The following is a 21,141-nucleotide window of genomic DNA, read 5'->3' on the forward strand; positions in this document are numbered from 1 at the left end:
CATAGCATTACGGTCGTGCGCCGTACTCCACCCCTGGCCGGCACGTGATCCACAAGGCCACGCTGCTCGCCGTACTGACCGCCGCGCTGCTCTCCCCCGCAGCCGTGGCCCTTCCGGGTACGGCGAACGCCCAGATGACGACGCGGGCGGGCACCGAGACCATCGCGGAGACCGCCACCGAAACCACCTCCGAAACCACCGCCGGGACCACCGCGGGCCGCCAGGCGCCCCAGCTGGTGATCGAGGCGATGACGCCCGACGTGCCCCGCGAGCCGACCACCGAGATCAAGATCTCCGGGACCTTCGTCAACACCGGGACCCAGACGGTCACCGGCATGCGCCGCAAGATGTACTACTCGGCTCAGCCGTTCCAGCGGCGCGCCGACATGGAGGCCTACGTCAGCGGCCAGCCGGCCTACCAGCCCGGCGCGTGGCGCGACGAGGTCTACCTGCAGCCCGGCACCCTGGCACCCTCCGCGAAGGCCCCGTGGGAGTTCGCCTTCACGCCGCAGCAGCTGGGCATCTCCCGCTTCGGGGTCTATCCGATCCTGATCCAGGTGATCGACGCCTTCGGGCAACAGGTCGCCACCCAGCGCACCTTCATGGTCTACCTGCCCAGGGACGCGCAGGTGTCGCGCACCAGGCTGGCCATGGTCATGCCGATCGTCGACCAGCCCCGCAGGGCCGTCGACTCGGTCTTCCTCGACGACACCCTGCCCGCGTCCATGGCCTCGGGCAAGCGCCTGGGCAACCTGCTGAAGCTCGCCCAGAGCACCTCCTCGGCCAAGAACCTCACCTGGGTTGTCGACCCCTCGCTCCTCGACGACGCGCAGGCGCTGGGCAACCCGTACTCGGTGAAGGTGAAGGACAAGGTCGAGAGTCGCTCCGCGGACGCCTCGTCCGCCAAGTGGCTCACCGACCTGCGCGCGGCGCTCGCCCAGTCCCCGGTCGTGGCCACCCCGTACGCCGATCCGGACGTGGCCGCCCTGGCCCACAACGGCGTCGACGACTCGACGAAGACCGCGATCGACGCGGCCAGGCTCCTCGGCCAGAAAACCCTCGGCCGTGACGTCATCACCACCGTGAACTGGCCGGTCGGCGGCCGGATCGACTACGACGGCCTGGACCTGCTGGCCACCGGCGGTGTCGACACCGTGCTGCTGGACGAGACGGCCCTGCCCCCTCTGACGCCGCCCGTCACGACGCCGGACGCGTCGGCGACGCTGGACGGTGTGAACGGCCCGGTCACCGCCCTGGTCGCGGACAAGGTTCTGAGCGAGACGCTCGCCGCGGACACCTCGGTGGCCGGCACCGCCGTGCTGAACCGCCAGCGCTTCATCGCGGAGACCGCGATGATCGGCGCCGAGCCCGTGACCGCCCGGCGGACCGTGATCGCCGTCCCGCAGCGGCGCTGGTCCCCCGACCCGGCGTACGTGGCGGGCCTGGTGAAGACGGCCTCCACACTGCCATGGCTCGCCCCGGCCACGCTCGCCTCGGTGAAGCGGAGCAAGGGCGTCGCGCCGCAGCGGGCCGACCTCACCTACGGCGACCAGGAGCGGCGCGAGGAGCTCGTCAAGCCGTACATGAAGGCCGTCAGACAGGTCGGCCGCCGCGCCGACCTGACCTCTGCGGTCACCACCATCCAGGACATCGACGTGTTCGACCTGGCGCTGCTGCGCCTGTCCTCCTCCGCGTGGCGGGACAGGGGCGACGCCGCGACGCCGTACGTCGACCAGGTGAGAACCGCGGTCGACGGGCGCATCCGCGAGGTCTCGATCACCGGCAACGAGCAGTCCCCGCTCCGCACCCTGGCGGGCACGAACGGCGAGGTGCCGATCAGCGTCCGCAACAGCCTGACGGGAATCGGCAGCAAGGTGTCCGTCCGCCTCAAGGTGACCTCGGAGCAGCCCAAGCTGCTGAGGATCGAGAACTACGAGGACCAGCTGACCATCCTGGGCGGCCAGAACCAGACGGTGCGGGTTCCCATGACCGTGCTGGCCAGCGGCCAGACAACGGTGAAGGTCCAGCTCATGACCGGCGACGGGCGCAGGTACGGCACGCCGGTCGAGCTCACGGTTCGCACGACCGGCTACACCGGGATCGCCCTGGTGATCGTCGGCGCGGCCCTCGTGGTGCTGCTGGCCGCCGTCGTCCTGCGCGTCCTGCGGCGCAGGGGTCGTCGCACCGCGGCCGCCGCGCCGCGGAAACGCGCGGACGCTCCGGCGGGAACCGATTAGTGAGCACCTGGCAGCCAGGCGATCTGGCGCGTGATCTGGCGGAGGAAGAACAATGAGCAGGGTGCTGCGCGCGAGCGCGGTCATGGCGGCGGGCACGATGGTCTCCCGCGTCACGGGATTCGTCCGTACGGCGGTGCTCGCCGCGGCCATCGGCACCTTCGCGCTCGGCGACGCCTACAACGTGGCGTACACGATCCCGCTCATCCTGTTCGACTTCCTCATCGGCGGCATCCTGAGCAGCGTCGTGGTGCCCATGATCGTCCGACGGCAGCGCAGCGACGCCGACGGGGGCAGGGCCTACGAGCAGCGGCTGATGACGCTCGGGATCATCGTGCTGACGCTGGTCGCGGTCGCGGGCGTGGTGCTGGCCGGCCCGCTGATCAGCCTCTACAGCGCCGGCTGGAACCCCAGGAAGACCGAGGTCGCGGTCAGGCTGGCGCAGTACATCCTTCCGCAGATCGCCTTCTTCGGAGTCGGGGCGATCGCGGGGGCGATCCTCAACACCCGCGACAGGTTCGCCGCCCCGATGTGGGCGCCGGTGCTGAACAACATCGTGATGATCTGCGTCGCCCTGGCCTACTACCTGAAGCTGGGCCTCGCGGGCACGGACATCAACACGGTGACCGACTCCGACCTGGCCCTGCTCGGCCTGGGCACGACCGCGGGAATCGTGGCCCAGTGCCTGGTGCTGGTCGTCTCGCTGCACCGGGTCGGCTTCCGTTTCAGACCCAGGCTGGACCTGCGCGAGGCGGGGCTCGGCGAGATGGGCCGCACCGCGGTGTGGACGTTCGCCTACGTCGGGATCAGCCAGCTCGGCTTCCTGATCACGACCAAGCTCGCCTCGGGCGCGGGCGAGCGAGCCCCCGGCGCGGGCAACTCCGCCTACGCCTACGCCTACCAGTTCTTCCAGCTCCCCTACGGGATCATCGCGGTCTCCGTGATCACCGCGATGCTGCCCCGGATGAGCCGGGCGGTGGCCGACGGGCAGCTCGACACGGTCAGGGAGGAGTTCTCCTCGGGCGTGCGCCTGGTGTCGGCGCTGCTGGTACCCGCCGGACTGCTGCTGATGGTGCTGGGGCCCGCGGTGACCGTGCTGATCTTCTCGTGGGGCAACATGACCGTCGACTCCGCGATCTACATCGGCAACGTGCTGCAGGTCTTCGGCCTGGCGCTGGCGCCGTTCTCGATCTTCCAGCTCCTGCTGCGCGTCTTCTACTCCTTCGGCGACACCCGCACGCCGGTCTTCATCGCCCTCGGCAACGTGGCGGTGAACTCCGCGCTCAGCCTGCTCGCCTACCTGACGCTGCCCGCGCAGTACATCGTGATGGGGCTGGCCTTCGCGTTCACCGTCACCTACGTCCTGGGCACCGCGGTCGCCTGGATTCTCGCCAGCCGCCGGGTGCGCGGCCTCCAGGGGCGCACGGTGGCCGCCGGGCTCTCACGGATGTACGTGGCCGCCCTGCCCGCCGCGCTGCTCGCGCTCGGTGTGCTGTGGCTGGCCCAGGAGATGACCGGTCTGAACGCGCTCAGCGCGGCCGTCATGCTGGCCGCGGGCGGCGGTCTCGGTATGGTTCTCTACTTGGTCGTCGCGCACCGGATGCGCATCCCCGAGGTGAGTTCGGTCGTTGAAATGGTCGCGGGCCGGGTACGCCGGTAATCCCAAGAGTTGTTCCAAGCGTCTGACAAGGAGAACACGGGCGGAACCTGCGCGGGACTAACATGGTGCAACGCGTGTGGTGACATGCGGCTAATGGAAGCAGGAGGGCGTGGGCGGATCCACCCGGCATCGCGTTATGTGTCCTGATGTGTCAATCTGGTGTGGCGCTGTCGTGTTCTCACTTGTGGAGAGCTCATGAGTTCCTCCGCCGTCGAGCCCGGCGCAAAACTGGCCGAGCGTTTCCGGCTTGAGGACCGCGTCCACGAGTCCGGTGGCGCGACGCTCTGGAAGGCCATCGACGAGGTGCTCGCCAGGCCCGTCGCCGTGCATACCTTCGACCCCGACTTCCCCCGCCTGAACGAGGTCGTCTCCGCGGCCCGCGTCGCCAGCAGGCTGACCGACCCGCGGCTGACCCAGGTCTTCGACGCGACCGAGGACGACGGCCACTCCTACGTCGTCAGCGAGTGGGTCAGCGGCGAGACCCTCACCGACATGATCACCGCCGGGCCGCTGGAGCCTGAGCGGGCCGCCGCGCTGGTCGCCGAGGCCGCCGAGGCACTGGCCCACGCCCACGAGGCCGGTCTCGCCCATCTCTGCCTGACCCCCGAGCACCTGGTGTGGACGGCGGGCAGCACGGTCAAGCTGCTCGGCCTCGGCATCGACGCCGTGCTGATGGACGTCACGAGCGAGGAGCCGGACCGCGCGGACACCGAGGGGCTCGGCCGCCTGCTGTACGCCGGGCTGACCGGGCACTGGCCCGGCGACGAGGACCTCGGGCTTCCGCCCGCCCCCGTCGACGACGGTCATTTCTGCACGCCCCGCCAGGTCACCGCGGGCGTGCCCGGCTATCTCGACACCATCACCTGCAGGGCGCTGCTGCCGGAGGCCAAGCGCGCGCTCACCCCGTTCACGACACCCGCCGAGCTGGCGGAGGCCCTCAGCTCGGTCCCCAGACCGACGCCGATGCCCGTGCCGATGACGCCGATGCCCCAGGTCGCGGCCTCGCGTTCCGAGGGGCTGGAGACCTCGGCCTCCCAGCGCCCCGCGCCCCCTCCCATCCAGCGGGTCCAGCAGCACAGGCCGCCGCCCTCGACGGGCGGCGGAGTGCTCGGCAAGGTGGCCATGACCGCGGTCGTGCTGCTGGTGATGGCGGCCGTCGGCCTGGGCGCCTGGACCCTCGGCCGCAGCATCGGCAACGCCGGAACCCCGACCGCAGGGGTGACCGCCACCCCGACGCCGACGACGGCCGTCGCGACCCGCGAGGTGAAGCCCCAGTCGGTCTCCGGCTTCGACCCACTCGGCGACGGTGAGGAGCGGGCCGACCTGGCCCTCAACGCGGTCGACGGCAAGCCCTCAACCGACTGGCACACGCAGTCGTACGCGTCGGCCGACTTCGGCCGGTTGAAGGAGGGGGTCGGCCTCCTGCTCGACCTGGGGCAGAGCGTGCCGATCAAGCAGGTGACGGTCGACTTCGGCGGCGAGAGCTCGGGCGGCACCGTTGAGCTCAGGGCCGGTGACTCCTCCGAGCTGAACAGCCTGTCGGTCATCCACAAGTTCACCGACGCGGCGGGCAAGAAGACCTTCAACGCCGACTCCCCGCAGAAGGGCCGCTACCTTCTGGTCTGGTTCACCAAACTGCCCACCTACCAGGGGAAGTTCCGCGGCACCGTCCTCGACGTGAAGGTGCTCGCCACCAAGTGACGCCGGTGCGATTTGATCGCTTTTAGCCGACTTCTTGCCGATCATGTGAGATTTCGTGGCACCATCTATCCCGTAGTGGTGTTCTCCCCGGACCGGCAGCAGGACTCTCCTTGTGAATTCCCCACCCGAGACCCCGCCAGCGGCGGAACAGCAGATGGCGCGGCCCGTTGTGTCCGACGCCGATCTGCTGACCCGGCACATCGCCGGAGATCCGCAGGCTTTCAGTGAAATAGTCAAGCGGCATCGAGACCGCATGTGGGCGGTCGCCCTCCGTACGCTGGGCGACCCCGACGAGGCGGCCGACGCCGTACAGGACGCCTTCGTCTCGGCCTATCGGAAGGCCGAGAGTTTCCGCGGCGAGGCGGCCGTCACCACGTGGCTGCACCGCATCGTGGTGAACGCCTGCCTTGACCGCATGCGCAGGAAATCCGTACGCCCGGTCGCGGACGACGAGCTCGTCGAGGCCGCGGAACGCGACACTCCGGTGCTCGACCAGACAGCCGAGCGCGAGGTCTCGATGGAGGTCTCCGCCGCGCTCAAGCTGCTGCCGTCCGACCAGCGGGCGGCACTCGTGCTCGTGGACATGATGGGGTACTCCGTGGAGGACGCGGCCCAGGTCCTGGAGGTGCCGAGCGGCACCGTGAAGAGCAGGTGCGCGCGCGGACGCGCGAAACTCGCCCCAATTCTTTCGCACCTGCGGAACCGATCCGACCTGTCTCGCGTCTCATCCGCGAAGGGAGCAGAACTTCGTGACGGGTGATACGCACTACGACCTGGAGATCCTCGCCGAACTGGCAGAGGGTCTTCTCGACGCCGCCACGGCCCTGCAGGTACGCGAGCATCTCGCGATCTGCGACCCCTGTGGCGAAAGCCTCGCCGACCTCGCAGCGGTCCGTGAGGTGCTCGCGGCGACGCCCACCCCGGCGATGCCGATGGGGGTCGCGCTCCGGATCGATCGCGCGCTGGCCGCAGAGGCCGAAAGCTTCCGTGGAGGTGGAGTAGGCCTGGTGCAAGCACCGGCCTGGGACGACATAATGCGCGACGCGCCGTGGGAGACGACGTCTCTCCCCGAGCCTGAGCCGGTTCTGCCGCAGCCGGAGCCCGAGCTGGTGCCACAGCTCGGGGTCGTCGGCGACGACGGCGCCGTCAGGCCCGCCAGACGGCGCAGGGCCACGCAGCGGCGCCGGTGGGCGCTGCCCGCGGTGGCGGCGGGAGCCGCGGCGGCGGTTGTGGGCGCGGCTGTGATGACGAGCGGTGTGCTCACCGCGGCGGCGCCGCAGGGCCACCCGACGCCGTCGTCGTCGGTCATCGCCCTGCCGCCCTCCTCGCCAAGGAGTGACGGCTACCAGCTGACCGACAGCAACTGGAACTACACCGAGCAGGAGCTTCGCGGGTCGCTGCTGGACTACATCGGTCCGGCGCAGATCGTGGCCCAGGACCAGTCGGAGGGCTCCAAGCTCGACCAGTGTGTCAAGCGGGTCTCCGCCAAGGTCGGCAAGGCTCCGTTCGCCGTCGACCAGGGCTTCTACAACGGGCAGGAGGCCAACATCATGGTCTTCTGGAACAACCGGGCCAAGAACACGGTGAGCGTTCACGTCATGGGTCCGCAGTGCGACAACGTGCGGAAGCCTGCTCTCGCACACTGGAAGTAGCCGGGAGACGGCACCGGGAGAACACCCGGAGAACACTGGAACAGGCCGCGGGCACCGCGGTCCGCGCCCCGCTGACGGGAGAGCCCGGTATGGATTCGTCCATGCCGGGCTCTCCCGTGCCGGGCGGGAATCACCGACGCCTAGGATCTGTTGACGCCACTGGCAACGACAGAGGGAAAGGCGCAACAGTGATCGACGTCCGAAATGTGATCATCATTGGATCGGGTCCCGCCGGTTACACCGCGGCTGTTTACTCCGCACGCGCCGACCTCAAGCCACTGGTCTTCGAGGGCTCGGTCACCGCGGGCGGCGCTCTGATGAACACGACCGAGGTGGAGAACTTCCCCGGCTTCCCCGACGGCATCATGGGCCCCGACCTCATGGACAGCCTGCGCAAGCAGGCCGAGCGGTTCGGCGCCGACCTGGTCGCCGACGACGTGGTCGAGGTCGACCTGACCGTCACCCCCAAGGTCGTCAAGACCGCCACCGACACCTACCTCGCCAAGGCCGTCATCCTGGCCACCGGCTCCGGCTACCGCGAGCTCGGCGTGCCCAACGAGAAGCGCCTGTCCGGCCACGGCGTCTCCTGGTGTGCCACCTGTGACGGCTTCTTCTTCCGCGGCCAGGACATCGTGGTCGTCGGCGGCGGCGACACCGCCATGGAGGAGGCCACCTTCCTTACCCGGTTCGCCAGCTCGGTGACCGTCGTGCACCGCCGCGGCGAGCTGCGCGCCAGCAAGATCATGCAGGATCGCGCGTTCGCCAACGAGAAGATCCGCTTCGTCTGGGACAGCGAGGTCGTCGACGTCCTGGGCGACGCCAAGGTCGCCGGGGTGCGCCTGCGCAACCTCAAGACCGGCGAGGAGAGCGAGCTCGCGGCCACCGGCCTGTTCATCGCCATCGGCCACGACCCCCGCACCGAGCTGGTCAAGGGCCAGGTCGAGCTCGACGACGAGGGCTACATCAAGGTCGACTCCCCCTCAACGCGCACCAACCTGGACGGTGTCTTCGCCGCGGGCGACGTCGTCGACCACATCTACCGCCAGGCGATCACCGCCGCCGGTACCGGCACCGCCGCGTCGCTGGACGCCGAGCGCTGGCTGGCCGAGCACGACAGCTGATCCACACCACACCACCGCAAAGAGGGAGCACAGGAACCTTGGGCACCATCAAGAACGTAACCGAAGCCAGCTTCGACGCCGACGTCCTGAAGAGTGACAAGCCCGTCATCGTCGACTTCTGGGCGGAGTGGTGCGGCCCGTGCCGCCAGGTTGCCCCGATCCTGGAAGAGATCGCCAACGAGCAGGGCGAGAAGCTGACCATCGTCAAGCTCAACGTCGACGAGAACCCGTCGATCGCCGGGACGTACGGCGTACTCCAGATCCCGACCCTGAACGTCTACAAGAACGGAGAGGTTGTGAAGCAGATCATCGGCGCCAAGCCGAAGGCCATGCTGCTTCGCGAGCTCGAGGGCATCATCTAGGTCCTTGTCCCCTTCGGGAACCGTCTCGCACGGGGCAGGTCCAAAGGGCCCCCTGCGGCTGTCGCACCCCACAGCGGAGCCGTACCAGCCGCTTTTCGAGCGGTCTCCACCCAGTGAAAGCCCCCTCGCGTCCCACCGCAGGGGGCTTTCGCACGTTCACGGGCACACCATCGCGGTCGTGAGGACGGTCACGGGCGCGATGAGTGTGGCGCCCGTTTCCTGGGTGCTCCTGAGAGGCCGGGCCCGAGGCCCTCAAATCGCCTCAGACGGGCCTTAGCGCTCTTTCCGGGGTCATGGAGCCGAGCAGCCTCTCCAGCGCCACCTCGACGTCCTCACGCCACGAAACGGCGGACTTGAGCTCGAGGCGGAGCCTGGGGAAGCGCAGGTGCGGCCTGACCGTCTTGAAACCGACCGAGAGCAGGTAGTCGGCGGGCATCACGCACGCTCCCGGCTGCTCCCACTTCAGGTCGCCGAACGCCTCGATCGCCCGCACCCCGCGCCGGGTCAGATCCTTGGCCACCCCCTGGACCAGCATCCGGCCCAGACCGCCGCCGGAGAACTCCGGAATGATGTGCGCGGTCATCAGCAGCACGGCGTCCGCACTGACCGGCGAGGTCGGGAACGCCACCGAACGGGGCACGTGGTTCGGAGGCGCGTAGAGCACGAAGCCCGCAGGAACGCCGTCCACATAGACGATCTTCCCGCAGCTGCCCCACTCCAGCAGGGTCGAGGAGATCCAGGCCTCTTTCTCCAGCCCGGGATCACCGGCCTCGACCGCGCGGTTGCCGTTCACGGGATCCAGTTCCCAGAAAACGCACCGGCGGCACCGGTACGGCAGGTCGTCGAGATTGTCAAGAGTGACGTTTGCCAGCCGACGCGACACCTGTTGGCCCCAATCCTGGCGAGACGAGTGCAAGCCATGGCGAAAAACGCGCGAAAACGGCGTCTCCAGCTGGCATCGTAGCTCAGTGCGGGCCCCGGTTTCAGGGTGTCCCGTCCCCACACGCAGACGACAACCACCACTGCCGTACCCTGGTTTCTCTAGCCTGAGCACTCCGTGCTCCCCGTAACCAAGGAGGTGGACCGTGCCCCAAGAGTCAGATCACGGTCAGGCCATCGCGTCCCAAGGGTCGCGCATCGACGCCTATGTCGATCGGTACGCCGCACGAGCTACCGGGATGGTCGCCTCCGAGGTTCGAGCTCTTTTCGCCGTCGCGTCGAGGCCTGAGGTGGTCTCGCTCGCGGGCGGCATGCCGTACGTCACCGCGCTTCCCCTCGACGTCGTGGGGGAGTTGGTCGCCGACCTGGTGGCCCGTCGCGGCCCCGTCGCACTTCAGTACGGCTCAGGCCAGGGGGACCCGCACCTGCGCGAGCAGATCTGCGATGTCATGCGCCTTGAGGGGATCGAGGCCAACTCGAACGACGTCGTGGTGACCGTCGGCTCACAGCAGGCCCTCGACCTGATCACCCGCATCTTCATCGACCCGGGCGACGTCATCCTTGCCGAGGGTCCCTCATATGTGGGCGCGCTGGGCACCTTCTCCGCCTACCAGGCCAAGGTCGTCCACATCGCCATGGACGACGAGGGGATCATCCCCGAATCACTGGCCCAGACCGTCTACGCGCTGCAGACGGCAGGCAACCGGATCAAATTCCTGTACACCGTCCCCAACTTCCAGAACCCTGCCGGGGTCACGCTCAACGTGTCGCGCAGGCAGCAGATCCTGGACATCTGCCAGCGGGCAGGCGTCCTGATCGTGGAGGACAACCCGTACGGCCTGCTCGGTTTCGAGGGCGAACCCATGCGGGCGCTGCGTGCCGACAGCTCGGACGGGGTCGTCTACCTCGGTTCCTTCTCCAAGACCCTGGCACCCGGTTTCCGCGTCGGCTGGGCCCTCGCGCCACACGCCATCCGCGAAAAGCTGGTGCTGGCGATGGAGTCGGCCGTCCTGTCCCACTCCACCTTCACCCAGCTCGCCGTCGGCCAGTATCTCGCCACCCAACCGTGGCGTGAGCAGATCAAGACCTTCAGGGAGCTCTACTGCGAGCGGCGCGACGCCATGCTCAGCGCCCTGGAGGCGCTGATGCCCGCAGACTGCACCTGGACCCGCCCCGCCGGTGGTTTTTTCGTCTGGGCCACCCTGCCCGAGGGATTGGACTCCAAGGCGCTGCTGCCCCGCGCGGTGGCAGAGCGGGTCGCCTTCGTGCCGGGCACCGGCTTCTACGCCGACGGTAGCGGCGCTCGCCACATGCGCCTGTCCTACTGCTATCCGGAGCCGGAGCGCATCCGTGAAGGCGTCCGCCGCCTGGCCGGAGTGATCGAGCAGGAGCTACAGGTGCGCGACACGTTCGGTCCGGGCGCGCCCGCTGACCGTGTCGGAGTCGACACTCCAGGCCCCGATCTCGCCTGACCCCCCCGGCGCGGTGGTCACCCACCTTCACCTCATCCGAAGGCCCCACCGCGCCGGCAGGGCAAGCGACACCTCCACCGTCAAAGACCTCCCACCATCCTCAAAAACCTTCCATCGCCGTCAAAGACCTTCCACCGCCCCGACGCGGAAACCCCGCACCGCGTTCGAGAGACCTCCCCCCGCAGCCCGCACCCCCTGCCACCCCGCGGCGCCCTTGCCCCAGTCGGCGCCACCTCCGGCATGTCCGGGATCCCTCACCCGGGTGGCCTCCGAAGGCCACTCCGGACGCCCCCTGAAGGCCCCCTGGACACCCCTCGAAGGCAACCTCCCGGGAGGCCCAGGCTCGTAGTACCCCCGCCACGGCCTGTCCTGGGGGCGGCAGCCCGCGCACCCCGAGGCGCCTGGCTGAGCACATCAGGAACCGCTGTCCGTGGCCAGGTAAACGTCGTAGGTGGCCCGTTCGAGGTCACCACTGATGGCCGGTTCAGGTCCCCACTTCTCCCACGTGGTGTTCGCGTGTCGTGGAGAGGGATGTGCCCTGAGCAGTGATCGTGACGGTGTTATCCAGTCACGAGATCACCGCTCAGGAGGCCGTCTCGCCAAGAAGTAGTCAACTTCGCAGGCATGGGACTTTAGATGGCCACCAGCGGCGGCACGCACCTGACCGTTGACAGCCGCCGCCGGTGAACGCGTCGGGACCGTCTAACACCACACACCCGATACGGCGCCCCACCTCTCCACGCTCGAACCCCCTCCACCGTCCCGGTGCCCCGGCGCCCCGGCACTCCTTCACCACATCCAGCCCACCGCCCCCACGCCCCAACGACATCACCCCACCCCCGAACCCTCCCAACACACCGATACGACAACCCCCCACCTCTTCGCGCCCGAATCCCCTCCATCACCCCAGCGCCCCAGCACCTCGGCACTCCTTCACCACATCCAGCCCACCACCCCCGCCCCCACGCCCTCCCAACACACCGATACGACGACCACCTACCTCTCACGTTCGGGCTCTTCCCCGGCGCCGGTACGGCGAGCAGTGAAACGAACCTGATCGGCGCCGATGGACGGTGCGTGACCCGGCGAACAACCGCCAGAGATGGCCGGACACCCGCTGGAGGCGGACAGCCGCCCGGACAGGCCGAAGGACAGGCACCCCTGGAGACAGCCGGCCACTCGGACTGGCTCGAAGACACCCGCCGGGGCAGTCAGCGTCCAGCACGGCAGTCCTGAGACGGTGCCGTTCGGAGCGCGTGGGGGAGTCGCCCCGTGTACCGGTGCGGCGATGCCGTACGGTGACGTCCGGCGTTCCGCCACGACGTCGCCTCGGACACTGGTGCCATAACCTCACTTCGGACGCTGTGCCGTACGGTGACTTCCGGCGCCGTTGTGCGGCGATCGCACCGGTCGCGTGAGAGTGACCCCAAAGGCTCGGCGTGGGCCGCGAAGAGAGGTATTTTCGGATGAGTGATCTGGGCCACGTGCTCGTTCTGGCGGGTGGGCTGTCCTACGAACGGGAGGTGTCCCTCCGGTCGGGCCGTCGCGTGAGCGAGGTGCTGCGCGGGGCGGGGGTCTCGGTGGAGACGCGCGACACCGACGCCTCCCTGGTGCCCTATGTGCTCGCCGACCCGCCGGATGCGGTTTTCGTCACCCTTCACGGCGGTGCGGGTGAGGACGGCGCCATCCGCTCGGTGCTGGAGCTTCTCTCGGTTCCCTACGTGGGTGCCGGTCCCGATGCGTGCAGGGTGGCCTTCGACAAGCCAACGGCCAAGACTGTCGTCCGCTCCGTCGGTCTACGCACCCCCGACTCGGTGACACTTCCCAAGGAGACCTTCCACGACCTCGGCGCCTCCGCGGTGCTGGCCCGCATCGTCGAGCGTCTTGGCCTTCCGTTGTTCGTCAAGCCGTCTCGCGGCGGCTCGGCCCTTGGCGCGTCGATCGTCCGTACCGCGGAGGATCTCTCCTCGGCCATGGTCGGTTGCTTCGCCTACGGCGACACCGCGCTGATTGAACGCTACATCGAGGGCGTCGAGGTCTCCGTCTCCGTGATCGACCTCGGCGAAGGACCGGTGGCTCTGCCGCCAGTCGAGATCGTGCCGGACGCGGGCGTCTACGACTACGCCGCCCGCTACACCGCGGGGCACACCGAGTTCTTTGCCCCGGCTCGGCTTTCTCCTGAATCCTCCGCCGCCTGCGCGGAGATGGCCGTCACGGCTCATACCGCACTCGGCCTTCGCGATGTCTCCCGCACCGACCTCATCGTCGACGGAGCGGGGCTTCCCTACTTCCTGGAAGTCAACGTCGCCCCAGGGATGACCGAGACCTCTCTGCTGCCCATGGCGGTGGAGGCCGCAGGCGACGACCTCGGCACCCTTTGCCGGGTTCTCCTGGAGCAGGCCGCAGCCCGCCACACCGCCTGATTCCTTCTTCCCTCACCTTGCGGCTGGCTTCTCACTTCCACAACCGGCGTCGGGCCACCCGGCGCCGGTCTCATCCGGCCATCTCCACTCCCTCGAGATCCACGACCCTCGTGGGTCTCGAGGTTCTTCCGTAGCGTCAGCACGGCGAGCAACGACGATCCACTCGGCCCACGTGCAGTGCCGGCGAGCGGCGCGCACCGGGTGTCGTCGACGCCATCTTCGACGCGGGCGTACTCAGCTTGGCTACCCGAGGACGGGACAGCCCCTTCTCGCCGCACCGCCCGGACCGTCTGCGTCTCTCACCCCTTAAGAGGCGTGTTTCACGTGAAACGCAGCCTCCTCGAAGGAGCACCAGATCTCGTTTCACGTGAAACACGGCTCACGTCGGAGAGTTCTCCGAGCTTCGTTTCACTTGACATCCTCCCGGCCCCAGAGGGACCGGGATTCCCGGCCGAAACCGAGTGGTTCGCGGTTCACAGCCCCACCCAGCGCCTGAAGGGCTCCCCGCGCTGCCACCCCATGCCCTGGGGCGGTCGCGCAACGCCAGCTTGGTTATCGCCAGCCCTATCACCGCAACAAGCCCCGCTAAGCAAATCCGGAGAACACCATGAGGAACCGCCCCGCATTTCCTCCTCGCTCCGAAGGACGGGGCATCCATGCTGGAGGAACGTGGTGAAACAGTCGCTCGTCAGGCGTCGACCTCCCCACGTACGGCGAGCCGGATATCGGCGATGAACGCGTCCACGTGCTCAGGGGTGGTGTCAAAGGCCGTCACCCACCGCACCACGTTCTCGGTCTCATCCCAGACGTGGAAGAGATATCGCTGCTGAAGCTCGGCGATCACTTTCTCTGGCAGCACGGGAAAGACGGCGTTCGACTGGACGGGATAGCGAAGCGAGACACCGGGAAGATCGGCGACGCCGTTCGCCAGACGGTGAGCCATGGCGTTGGCGTGCGAGGCGTTCCGGCGCCAGAGGTCGTCGGTGAGAAGCGCGGTCAACTGAGCGGAGACGAAGCGCATCTTGGAGGCAAGCTGCATGCCTTGCTTGCGCAGAAACAACGCGGGAGCGTCCAGCTCAGGCCTGAGGAGAACCAACGCTTCCGCGCCCATGGCGCCGTTCTTCGTGCCGCCGAAGCTGAGCAGGTCCACCCCGGCATCCGTGGTGAGCGCGCGCATCGAGCAACCCAGCTCGGCGGCAGCATTGGCCAGCCGGGCCCCGTCCATGTGCAGGAAGAGCCCGTGCGCGTGGGCGAACTCGGCAAGCCTGGTGATCTCGTCAGGGGTGTAGCAGGTGCCGCACTCGGTCACCTGGGAGATGGAGATGACACGGGGCTGGGAATGGTGTTCGTCACCCAGTACGCCGAGCCGATCACGGATGTCCTCCACCCTGATCTTGCCGTCGTCCGTGGGGAGGGGGACCAGCTTGGCGCCGAGCACGCGCTCCGCGGCGCCGCATTCGTTGGTGTTGATATGGGCGCTCTCCGGGCAGAGCACAGCGTCGTAGGACCGTAGGACGAGGCCGAGCCCCACAACGTTCGCGCCGGTGCCGTTGAGCATGGCGTAGGTGGTCGCCTGAGCGCCGAACTCGACGCGGAAGGCGTCTTCCATCGCCCGGGTCCAGGGATCGCCACCATAGGCGGGTGTGTCTGCCGTGTTCGCCTCGATGATGGCGGCGAGCACCGCGGGATGCACGCCCGCGTGGTTGTCACTGGCGAAACTCTTGGGGAAGGAAGAGGTGAAAGTCAGCACGAGATCCAGCCTAGGTCGCACCGTTTGGATCTTTCCGCCTGCCACGGTCGTCCGAATGACAGAAAAATCTGCCCAATCATCGAACGCCGAGACGAACCCTCGCTCCCGCCTTCCTCGTCCTATGAGCACTCGCGCTGCGTTCTGTGAGCACTCGCGCTGCGAGGTACGGGTCATCCTCAGGGACTGGCGCCCCGACTCGCGCTGCGTCTGTGAGCATTCGCGCTGCGGTCGGGAAGGGCTGCGGTCGGGAAGGTTCGCCGGCTTACGCACCGCTCGTCGGCACCGATCGAGTTCGTTTCACAGCCACCGCCCCGGCGCCGTGGAAGGGCTCGACCGTGATGGAGATGCGGTGCCAGGCGGCTCTCGGTATGGCCGGTTGGAAACACCACGCATGGCGTACCGGCGCGGGCGTGGCCATCAAGGGGCTGTACGAAAACGGCCTCCGTGTTTCACGTGAAACACGGAGGCCGTAGCGGACTGGAAGATCACTCCTCGGCCAGTTGCATCGAGCCCGGAGCCATCGTCGCGATGATACGTTCAAGATCGTCGATGGTTGCGAACTCCACGACGATGCGCCCCTTGCGGCGACCGAAGTCCACCTTCACCCGAGTCTCGAAGCGGTCGGAGAGACGGTCGGCCAGATGGCGAAGCGTGGGTTCCTCCGGCTGTCTCGCCCTAGGAGCCTTGGGGGTGGAAGCAGGGGCGGCCTTGGCGTCGCCCACTGCCACAATCTCCTCGACCGCGCGGACCGAGAGCAGCTCCGCCACGATCCGGTCCGCGAGGCGCTCCTGTGCTCCGGGGTCGTCCAGGGCCAGGAGTGCTCGCGCGTGTCCGGCGGTGATCACGCCCGCCGACACACGGAGCTGGACCTTGGAGGGCAGGTTGAGCAGACGCAGGGTGTTCGTCACGTGGGAGCGGGAACGGCCGACGCGGGTGGCGAGCTGCTCGTGGGTGGCGCCGAAGTCGTCGAGAAGCTGCCGGTAGGCCGCCGCCTCCTCCAGGGGGTTGAGCTGTTCGCGCTGGAGGTTCTCGATGAGCGCGTCCAGCAGGAGCTTGTCCTCCTGGGTGCTCCGTACGATCGCGGGGATCTCGGAGAGCCCCGCGAGCTTCGAGGCGCGCCAGCGGCGCTCCCCCATGATCAGCTCGTAGTTCCCCTCGCCGACCGAACGCACCACGACGGGCTGGAGGAGACCCACCTCACGAATCGAGGCAGCCAGATCGTCCAGGGCCTGGTCGTCGAAGATGTCCCGGGGCTGGCGCGGGTTGGGTGCGATGTCCCCGACGGGGATTTCAAGGAAGTAGGCGCCCGCGACCGGCTTGAGACCTGCGGGCTGCTGGACCGTGAGATCGGGCGTGACGAGGGTCATGATCGGCGACGGTGCCTGCGTCTCCACCACGGCCGGCCCTGTCGGGATGAGCGCTCCCAGCCCCTTGCCCAGGCCCCTCGGCGTCTTACCTACCACAGTCTCTCCCCCGGCTCAGGGTTCCGTCCTCGATGGTCTTCACGATGACGACGGCCGCGGATCTCTGCGCGCTCACACGGCGGCGCCACGGTAGGCGATCTCACGGGCCGCGTCCATGTAGGCCATCGCACCGCTGGAACCCGGGTCGTAGGTCATGACCGACTGACCGTAGCTCGGCGCCTCGGAGACGCGGACGCTCCGCGGGATCAGCGTCTTCAACACCGTGTCCCCGAAATGAGACCGAACCTCCTCGGCGACCTGCGAGGCCAGTCTGGTCCTGCCGTCGTACATCGTCATCAGGATGGTGGACAGATCGAGTGTGGGGTTCAGGTGCGCGCGGACCAGGTCCACGTTCCGCAGCAGCTGGCCCAGTCCTTCGAGCGCGTAGTACTCGCACTGGATGGGGATCAGCAGCTCGTTCGCAGCCATCAGCGCGTTGACGGTCAGCAGGCCGAGCGAAGGAGGACAGTCGATGAGGATGTAGTCGAACTCAACCTCGGTGTACGCCGCCAGCGCGCGCTGCAGGCGGGCCTCACGGGCGACCATGGAGACCAGCTCGATCTCGGCGCCCGCCAGGTCGATCGTGGCGGGCGCGCAGTAGAGCCCGGGCATCTCCGGGACTTCCTTCACGACCTCCGCGAGAGGCACGTCCTCGACCAGGACCTTGTACATGTCAGGCACGTCACCGCGATGCTCGATGGACAGCGCAGTCGAGGCGTTGCCCTGCGGGTCGAGATCCACGACGAGCACCCGCTGGCCGTGTATGGAGAGCGCGGCCGCGAGGTTCACCGATGTCGTGGTCTTTCCCACACCGCCCTTCTGGTTGGCGACGGTGAAGATGCGAGTCTTGGGCGGCCGGGGCCAGTCGCCGTCTCGTCCCCCGACGATCTCTCCGGGAGCGGCCGTTGTCGTCTGAGCCGATGTTTCACGTGAAACCACTGAGCTGAGTGCCTCTCGTACCAACGGCGATTCGCCGGGATTAAGGGGGGGCTGGGTCACGGTCGTCGTCCTTTCAACCGGCCTGACAGCAACGGCGGAAGCCGGGGTTGGCCAGCCCAGACCAGAAGGGCGCTCACAGGGCGGGGCGACAGGACCCGCAGGCCAGCCGAGACCGCCTCCCGCGCTCACAGTCGCACTTCCACGGTCATTCACTGGCCTCGTACTCGCTTTGCTCGGTCTGTTCTACTGGCCTCGCGCCCGCTTGGCCCGCGAGGCACGATCCTTACGGCGAGTGCCCTGCTGTACTCCTCCGGCGGCCCGACCGGCGACCACCCGGATGAGAGTTGCAGGCGGCTCGACCTTACCGTGCCCGACCGATACAAGCTCGGCGGTTCGCACCCCGCTGGACCGCAATTGCTCCTCGGCGTCCGCCAGCTCCTCCGCTGCCCGCTCTCCCTTCAGGGCGAGAAGCTCGCCGCCCTCGCGCAGCAGAGGCAACGACCACTTCAGCAACCGGTCGAGCGGCGCGACCGCGCGCGCGGAGGCGACATCGAACTCACGCTTGCCGACGAACTCCTCGGCCCGCCCGCGCAGCACCTCGACATTGCCGAGCTTCAGGGTTTCCACGCACTCCTGGAGGAACACCGTCCGGCGCAGGAGAGGCTCAAGGAGGGTGACCCTGATGTCAGGGCGCACGATCGCCAGCACCAGGCCGGGAAGCCCGGCCCCCGACCCGATGTCCACAAGGCGAACCTCCTCGGGCACCGCTTCGGCGACCACCGCGCAGTTGAGCAGGTGACGATCCCAGATGCGGGGCACCTCGCGAGGGCCAAGCAGCCCGCGCACCACTCCGGGCCCAGCCAGCAGCCCCGCGAACGCCTCTGCCCTGGACCAGGCATCGCCGATGAACACCTCGTGCGCAACCTCAGGTGGCTCGGGGATCTGGTCGCTCACTCGACGCTCACTCTTCCTCGGAAAATGCTTTCGGCAGGGTGTTCTAAGGCTAACGGCCCGCTTCACGCCGCCGTACAACGGCGGGCCGGGAAGAGACGTGAGAGAAGGGTGTGAAACCACTCAGCGGGGACATGCGCGGGCAAGAACAGCAGAGCACCAGCCTGCGGCACGAGCGGAAACAGGGGACACCAGCCCGTCGCACGAGCGGAAGCGGCGGGAACACCGGCCTGCGGCACGGGCTGGACATGAAAAAAGGCCGCCGCCCCTGTGGCCAGAGGCGGCGGCCTTTCATCATTTATGCCGTTATGCGGGAAGGACCACCACGAAGCGCCGGGGCTCCTCGCCCTCGGACTCACTGCGCAGGCCCGCCGCCGCGACCGCGTCGTGCACGACCTTGCGCTCGAACGGGGTCATCGGCTGCAGGGACTTGGGCTCGCCGTTGCGCTTAACATCTGCGGCGATCTTGGTGCCCAGCTCGGTCAGCTCGGTACGGCGCCGCTCGCGGTACCCGCCGATGTCCAGCATGAGCCGGGAGCGCTCTCCCGTCTGGCGGTGAACTGCGAGGCGGGTCAACTCCTGAATCGCCTCCAGCACCTCGCCGTTGGGGCCGACGAGGTCGCCCCCCTTGATGTCCACGACCGACACCACGGCGCGATCGCCTTCGACGTCCATGTCAATGTCACCGTCGATGTCGGCGATGTCGAGCAGACCCTCGACGTAGTCCGCCGCGATCTCGCCTTCCTGCTCCAGCGCAGCGAGATCCGGAGCCGCTTTCACGGTCTCCTTTTCGGCCTCGGCCTCGGTCACGTCCGGCCACTCCTTCGTGCTGTCGGGGTTGATCGTCAGGACTTCTTACTGCCCGTCCGCTTACTGCGGGGCTGGCGGGTGGGCTGCTGGCGGATCGCCTTGGGCTCGGGCACGGTGGCGGGAGGCACCTCGGGCTCGGGATCGCTCTTCATGACCTTGCTCAGCAGGCTCGGCTTGGGCTCGGGCGTCACCAGGTTGCCCTTGGCGTCCATCACGGGAGAGGGGTGGCGGCTGTAGAACCAGTGCTGCTGTCCCAGGGTCCAGAGGTTGGTGGTGACCCAGTAGAGGATCAGACCGAGGGGGAAGTTCAGCGAGAAGACCGCGAACAGCGGCGAGATGTACATCAGGATCTTCTGCTGCTGCGCCATCGGGTTGTCCGGCATCTGGGCCATCGAGCGGCCAACGCTCTGCCGGACGGTGAGGAAGGTGGTCAGCGAGCTGATCGCCACGAAGACCGCCAGGACGACCTTCGTCTGGATCGGGTTGGCGCCGAGCGCCTCGATCTGTGACGCGTCGGTCCAGAAGGTCGCGGGCAGCGGGGCACCGAAGACGTGCGCGGCTCGGGCGCTGTCGACCAGTTCCTGCGACATGCCGAACTTGAGCTGGCCGTGGGCCATGGCGTTCAGCACGGTGAACATCGAGATGAAGATCGGGAACTGGGCCACGATCGGCAGACAGCCGCCGAGCGGGTTGGCCCCCTGCCCCTGGTACAGCGCCATGACCTCCTGGTTCATGCGCTGCTTGTCGTTCTTGTACCGCTTGCGGATCTCCTGGACCTTCGGAGCCAGTTCCTGCATCTTCTTCGAAGAACGCATCTGCTTGAGGAAGAGGGGGAACAGCAGCAGTCGCATCAGCACCGTCAGGGTGACGATGGTCAGCGTCCAGGTCAGCCCACCGTTCGGGTCGAGGAAGCTGCTATAGCCCTGGTGTATCCAGGTGATGACTTGGGCGACGGCTGTGTAAAGCCAGTTCAGCCAGGACAGCTCCACCGAGCTAGCTCCCTTGCGTTTCGTCGGACCGGCCCGGGCGCGGGGGCACCGGGTCAAAACCTCCGGGATGGAATGGGTGGCAACGCCCGATTCTCCGGATCGTCAACCATGTGCCGCGCAACGCGCCGTGGACGGCCACCGCCTCGAGCCCGTAGGCGCTGCACGAGGGATGGAAACGGCAACGGGGACCCAGAAGAGGGCTCACATAGCTCCGGTAGAACCGGATAGGAGCCATCAGGGTCCTGGCAGCCGGGGAAACCCCGGCAGTATGCTGCCCCGTCATCATCGCCCATCCCTGTGAGCCGTTGAAGGCTCTCGCCGCCTGAGTAAACGATCCAGCGCGACATCGAGTTCGGCGGCAAGGCGCTCGCTTCGCGCGGACGCGGCCGGTGGATTGGCGCGTACAACCAGCAGGCTACCTCGCGGAAGACGGTCGAGACGGTCTCGCATGAGGTGTCTCAGCTGACGTTTGACTCGATTCCGGATGACCGCGCCTCCAACGGCGCGGCTCACGACAAATCCCACCAGGGGGGGTTCGTCCGTTTCCGCACGCATGCCAAAATGCGCGACCAGGGTGGGACGGCCTGCACGGCTTCCCTTTCTGACCGCGCTGGCGAACTCCTCGCCCCGGCGCATGCGGGACACGGACGGCAACACGAGAGGACCTTGGTTGAC

General features: G+C 68.0%; 18 protein-coding genes. 9 read left to right on the top strand and 9 right to left on the bottom strand.

Annotated features, from left to right (window positions below):
- The first annotated feature begins 44 nt into the window (after positions 1 to 44).
- From AB0395_RS28295 to trxA, 7 genes are all read left to right on the top strand, one after another.
- On the top strand, positions 45 to 2,237 hold the full coding sequence (locus AB0395_RS28295; protein ID WP_366286008.1) for a DUF6049 family protein: 2,193 nt from the start codon (positions 45 to 47) through the stop codon (positions 2,235 to 2,237).
- Between the two features lie 52 nt (positions 2,238 to 2,289).
- Complete coding sequence (gene murJ / locus AB0395_RS28300; RefSeq protein WP_366286011.1) at positions 2,290 to 3,894, top strand: murein biosynthesis integral membrane protein MurJ; 1,605 nt, start codon at positions 2,290 to 2,292, stop codon at positions 3,892 to 3,894.
- A 195-nt stretch (positions 3,895 to 4,089) separates the two neighbouring features.
- The gene (locus tag AB0395_RS28305; RefSeq protein ID WP_366286014.1) at positions 4,090 to 5,595 is read left to right on the top strand and encodes a protein kinase family protein; all 1,506 of its coding nucleotides are present in this window, start codon (positions 4,090 to 4,092) and stop codon (positions 5,593 to 5,595) included.
- Between the two features lie 154 nt (positions 5,596 to 5,749).
- Entirely contained in the window at positions 5,750 to 6,355 is a 606-nt protein-coding gene (gene sigM, locus AB0395_RS28310) for an RNA polymerase sigma factor SigM (RefSeq protein ID WP_366286017.1), read from the top strand.
- The gene (locus AB0395_RS28315) at positions 6,345 to 7,247 is read left to right on the top strand and encodes a zf-HC2 domain-containing protein (protein ID WP_366286020.1); all 903 of its coding nucleotides are present in this window, start codon (positions 6,345 to 6,347) and stop codon (positions 7,245 to 7,247) included. The genes sigM and AB0395_RS28315 overlap by 11 nt, the downstream gene beginning before the upstream one ends.
- A gap of 188 nt (positions 7,248 to 7,435) precedes the next feature.
- Entirely contained in the window at positions 7,436 to 8,368 is a 933-nt protein-coding gene (trxB, locus tag AB0395_RS28320; RefSeq protein ID WP_366286023.1) for a thioredoxin-disulfide reductase, read from the top strand.
- Between the two features lie 38 nt (positions 8,369 to 8,406).
- On the top strand, positions 8,407 to 8,730 hold the full coding sequence (trxA, locus tag AB0395_RS28325; protein WP_366286026.1) for a thioredoxin: 324 nt from the start codon (positions 8,407 to 8,409) through the stop codon (positions 8,728 to 8,730).
- A 262-nt stretch (positions 8,731 to 8,992) separates the two neighbouring features.
- Here trxA and AB0395_RS28330 read toward each other — a convergent pair whose 3' ends face one another.
- Positions 8,993 to 9,613, bottom strand: a complete 621-nt coding sequence (locus AB0395_RS28330) for a GNAT family N-acetyltransferase (RefSeq protein ID WP_366286029.1) — start codon at positions 9,611 to 9,613, stop codon at positions 8,993 to 8,995.
- A gap of 295 nt (positions 9,614 to 9,908) precedes the next feature.
- Here AB0395_RS28330 and AB0395_RS28335 point away from each other — a divergent pair, with 295 nt between their 5' ends.
- Together AB0395_RS28335 and AB0395_RS28340 are read left to right on the top strand one after the other, a co-directional pair.
- Positions 9,909 to 11,141 (top strand): PLP-dependent aminotransferase family protein, encoded by a 1,233-nt coding sequence (locus AB0395_RS28335; protein WP_366286099.1) that lies wholly within the window; start codon positions 9,909 to 9,911, stop codon positions 11,139 to 11,141.
- A gap of 1,466 nt (positions 11,142 to 12,607) precedes the next feature.
- On the top strand, positions 12,608 to 13,564 hold the full coding sequence (locus tag AB0395_RS28340) for a D-alanine--D-alanine ligase (protein ID WP_366286032.1): 957 nt from the start codon (positions 12,608 to 12,610) through the stop codon (positions 13,562 to 13,564).
- 688 nt (positions 13,565 to 14,252) lie between these two features.
- Here the strand turns inward: AB0395_RS28340 and AB0395_RS28345 are convergent.
- The 8 genes from AB0395_RS28345 to rnpA form a co-directional block, all read right to left on the bottom strand.
- Entirely contained in the window at positions 14,253 to 15,314 is a 1,062-nt protein-coding gene (locus AB0395_RS28345) for a low specificity L-threonine aldolase (protein ID WP_366286035.1), read from the bottom strand.
- A gap of 485 nt (positions 15,315 to 15,799) precedes the next feature.
- A complete protein-coding gene (locus AB0395_RS28350) occupies positions 15,800 to 16,777 on the bottom strand; it encodes a ParB/RepB/Spo0J family partition protein (RefSeq protein ID WP_366286037.1) in 978 nt (325 codons plus the stop codon).
- 72 nt (positions 16,778 to 16,849) lie between these two features.
- Positions 16,850 to 17,665 (bottom strand): ParA family protein, encoded by an 816-nt coding sequence (locus AB0395_RS28355; RefSeq protein ID WP_366286100.1) that lies wholly within the window; start codon positions 17,663 to 17,665, stop codon positions 16,850 to 16,852.
- Positions 17,666 to 17,959: 294 nt separating this feature from the next.
- Positions 17,960 to 18,670, bottom strand: coding sequence for a 16S rRNA (guanine(527)-N(7))-methyltransferase RsmG (gene rsmG / locus AB0395_RS28360; protein ID WP_366286040.1), 711 nt, complete (start codon positions 18,668 to 18,670; stop codon positions 17,960 to 17,962).
- A gap of 303 nt (positions 18,671 to 18,973) precedes the next feature.
- Positions 18,974 to 19,477 carry a R3H domain-containing nucleic acid-binding protein gene (locus AB0395_RS28365; RefSeq protein ID WP_366286043.1) on the bottom strand — a complete coding sequence of 168 codons (504 nt, stop codon included), beginning with the start codon at positions 19,475 to 19,477 and terminating at the stop codon, positions 18,974 to 18,976.
- A gap of 35 nt (positions 19,478 to 19,512) precedes the next feature.
- The gene (yidC, locus tag AB0395_RS28370; protein ID WP_366286045.1) at positions 19,513 to 20,466 is read right to left on the bottom strand and encodes a membrane protein insertase YidC; all 954 of its coding nucleotides are present in this window, start codon (positions 20,464 to 20,466) and stop codon (positions 19,513 to 19,515) included.
- 4 nt (positions 20,467 to 20,470) lie between these two features.
- The gene (gene yidD, locus AB0395_RS28375) at positions 20,471 to 20,749 is read right to left on the bottom strand and encodes a membrane protein insertion efficiency factor YidD (RefSeq protein ID WP_366286103.1); all 279 of its coding nucleotides are present in this window, start codon (positions 20,747 to 20,749) and stop codon (positions 20,471 to 20,473) included.
- Positions 20,749 to 21,123 carry a ribonuclease P protein component gene (gene rnpA, locus AB0395_RS28380; RefSeq protein ID WP_366286047.1) on the bottom strand — a complete coding sequence of 125 codons (375 nt, stop codon included), beginning with the start codon at positions 21,121 to 21,123 and terminating at the stop codon, positions 20,749 to 20,751. Before rnpA ends, yidD begins: the two co-directional genes overlap by 1 nt.
- Positions 21,124 to 21,141 lie beyond the last annotated feature (18 nt).

This window comes from Streptosporangium sp. NPDC051023 (assembly GCF_040689595.1).
Taxonomy (GTDB): domain Bacteria; phylum Actinomycetota; class Actinomycetes; order Streptosporangiales; family Streptosporangiaceae; genus Streptosporangium.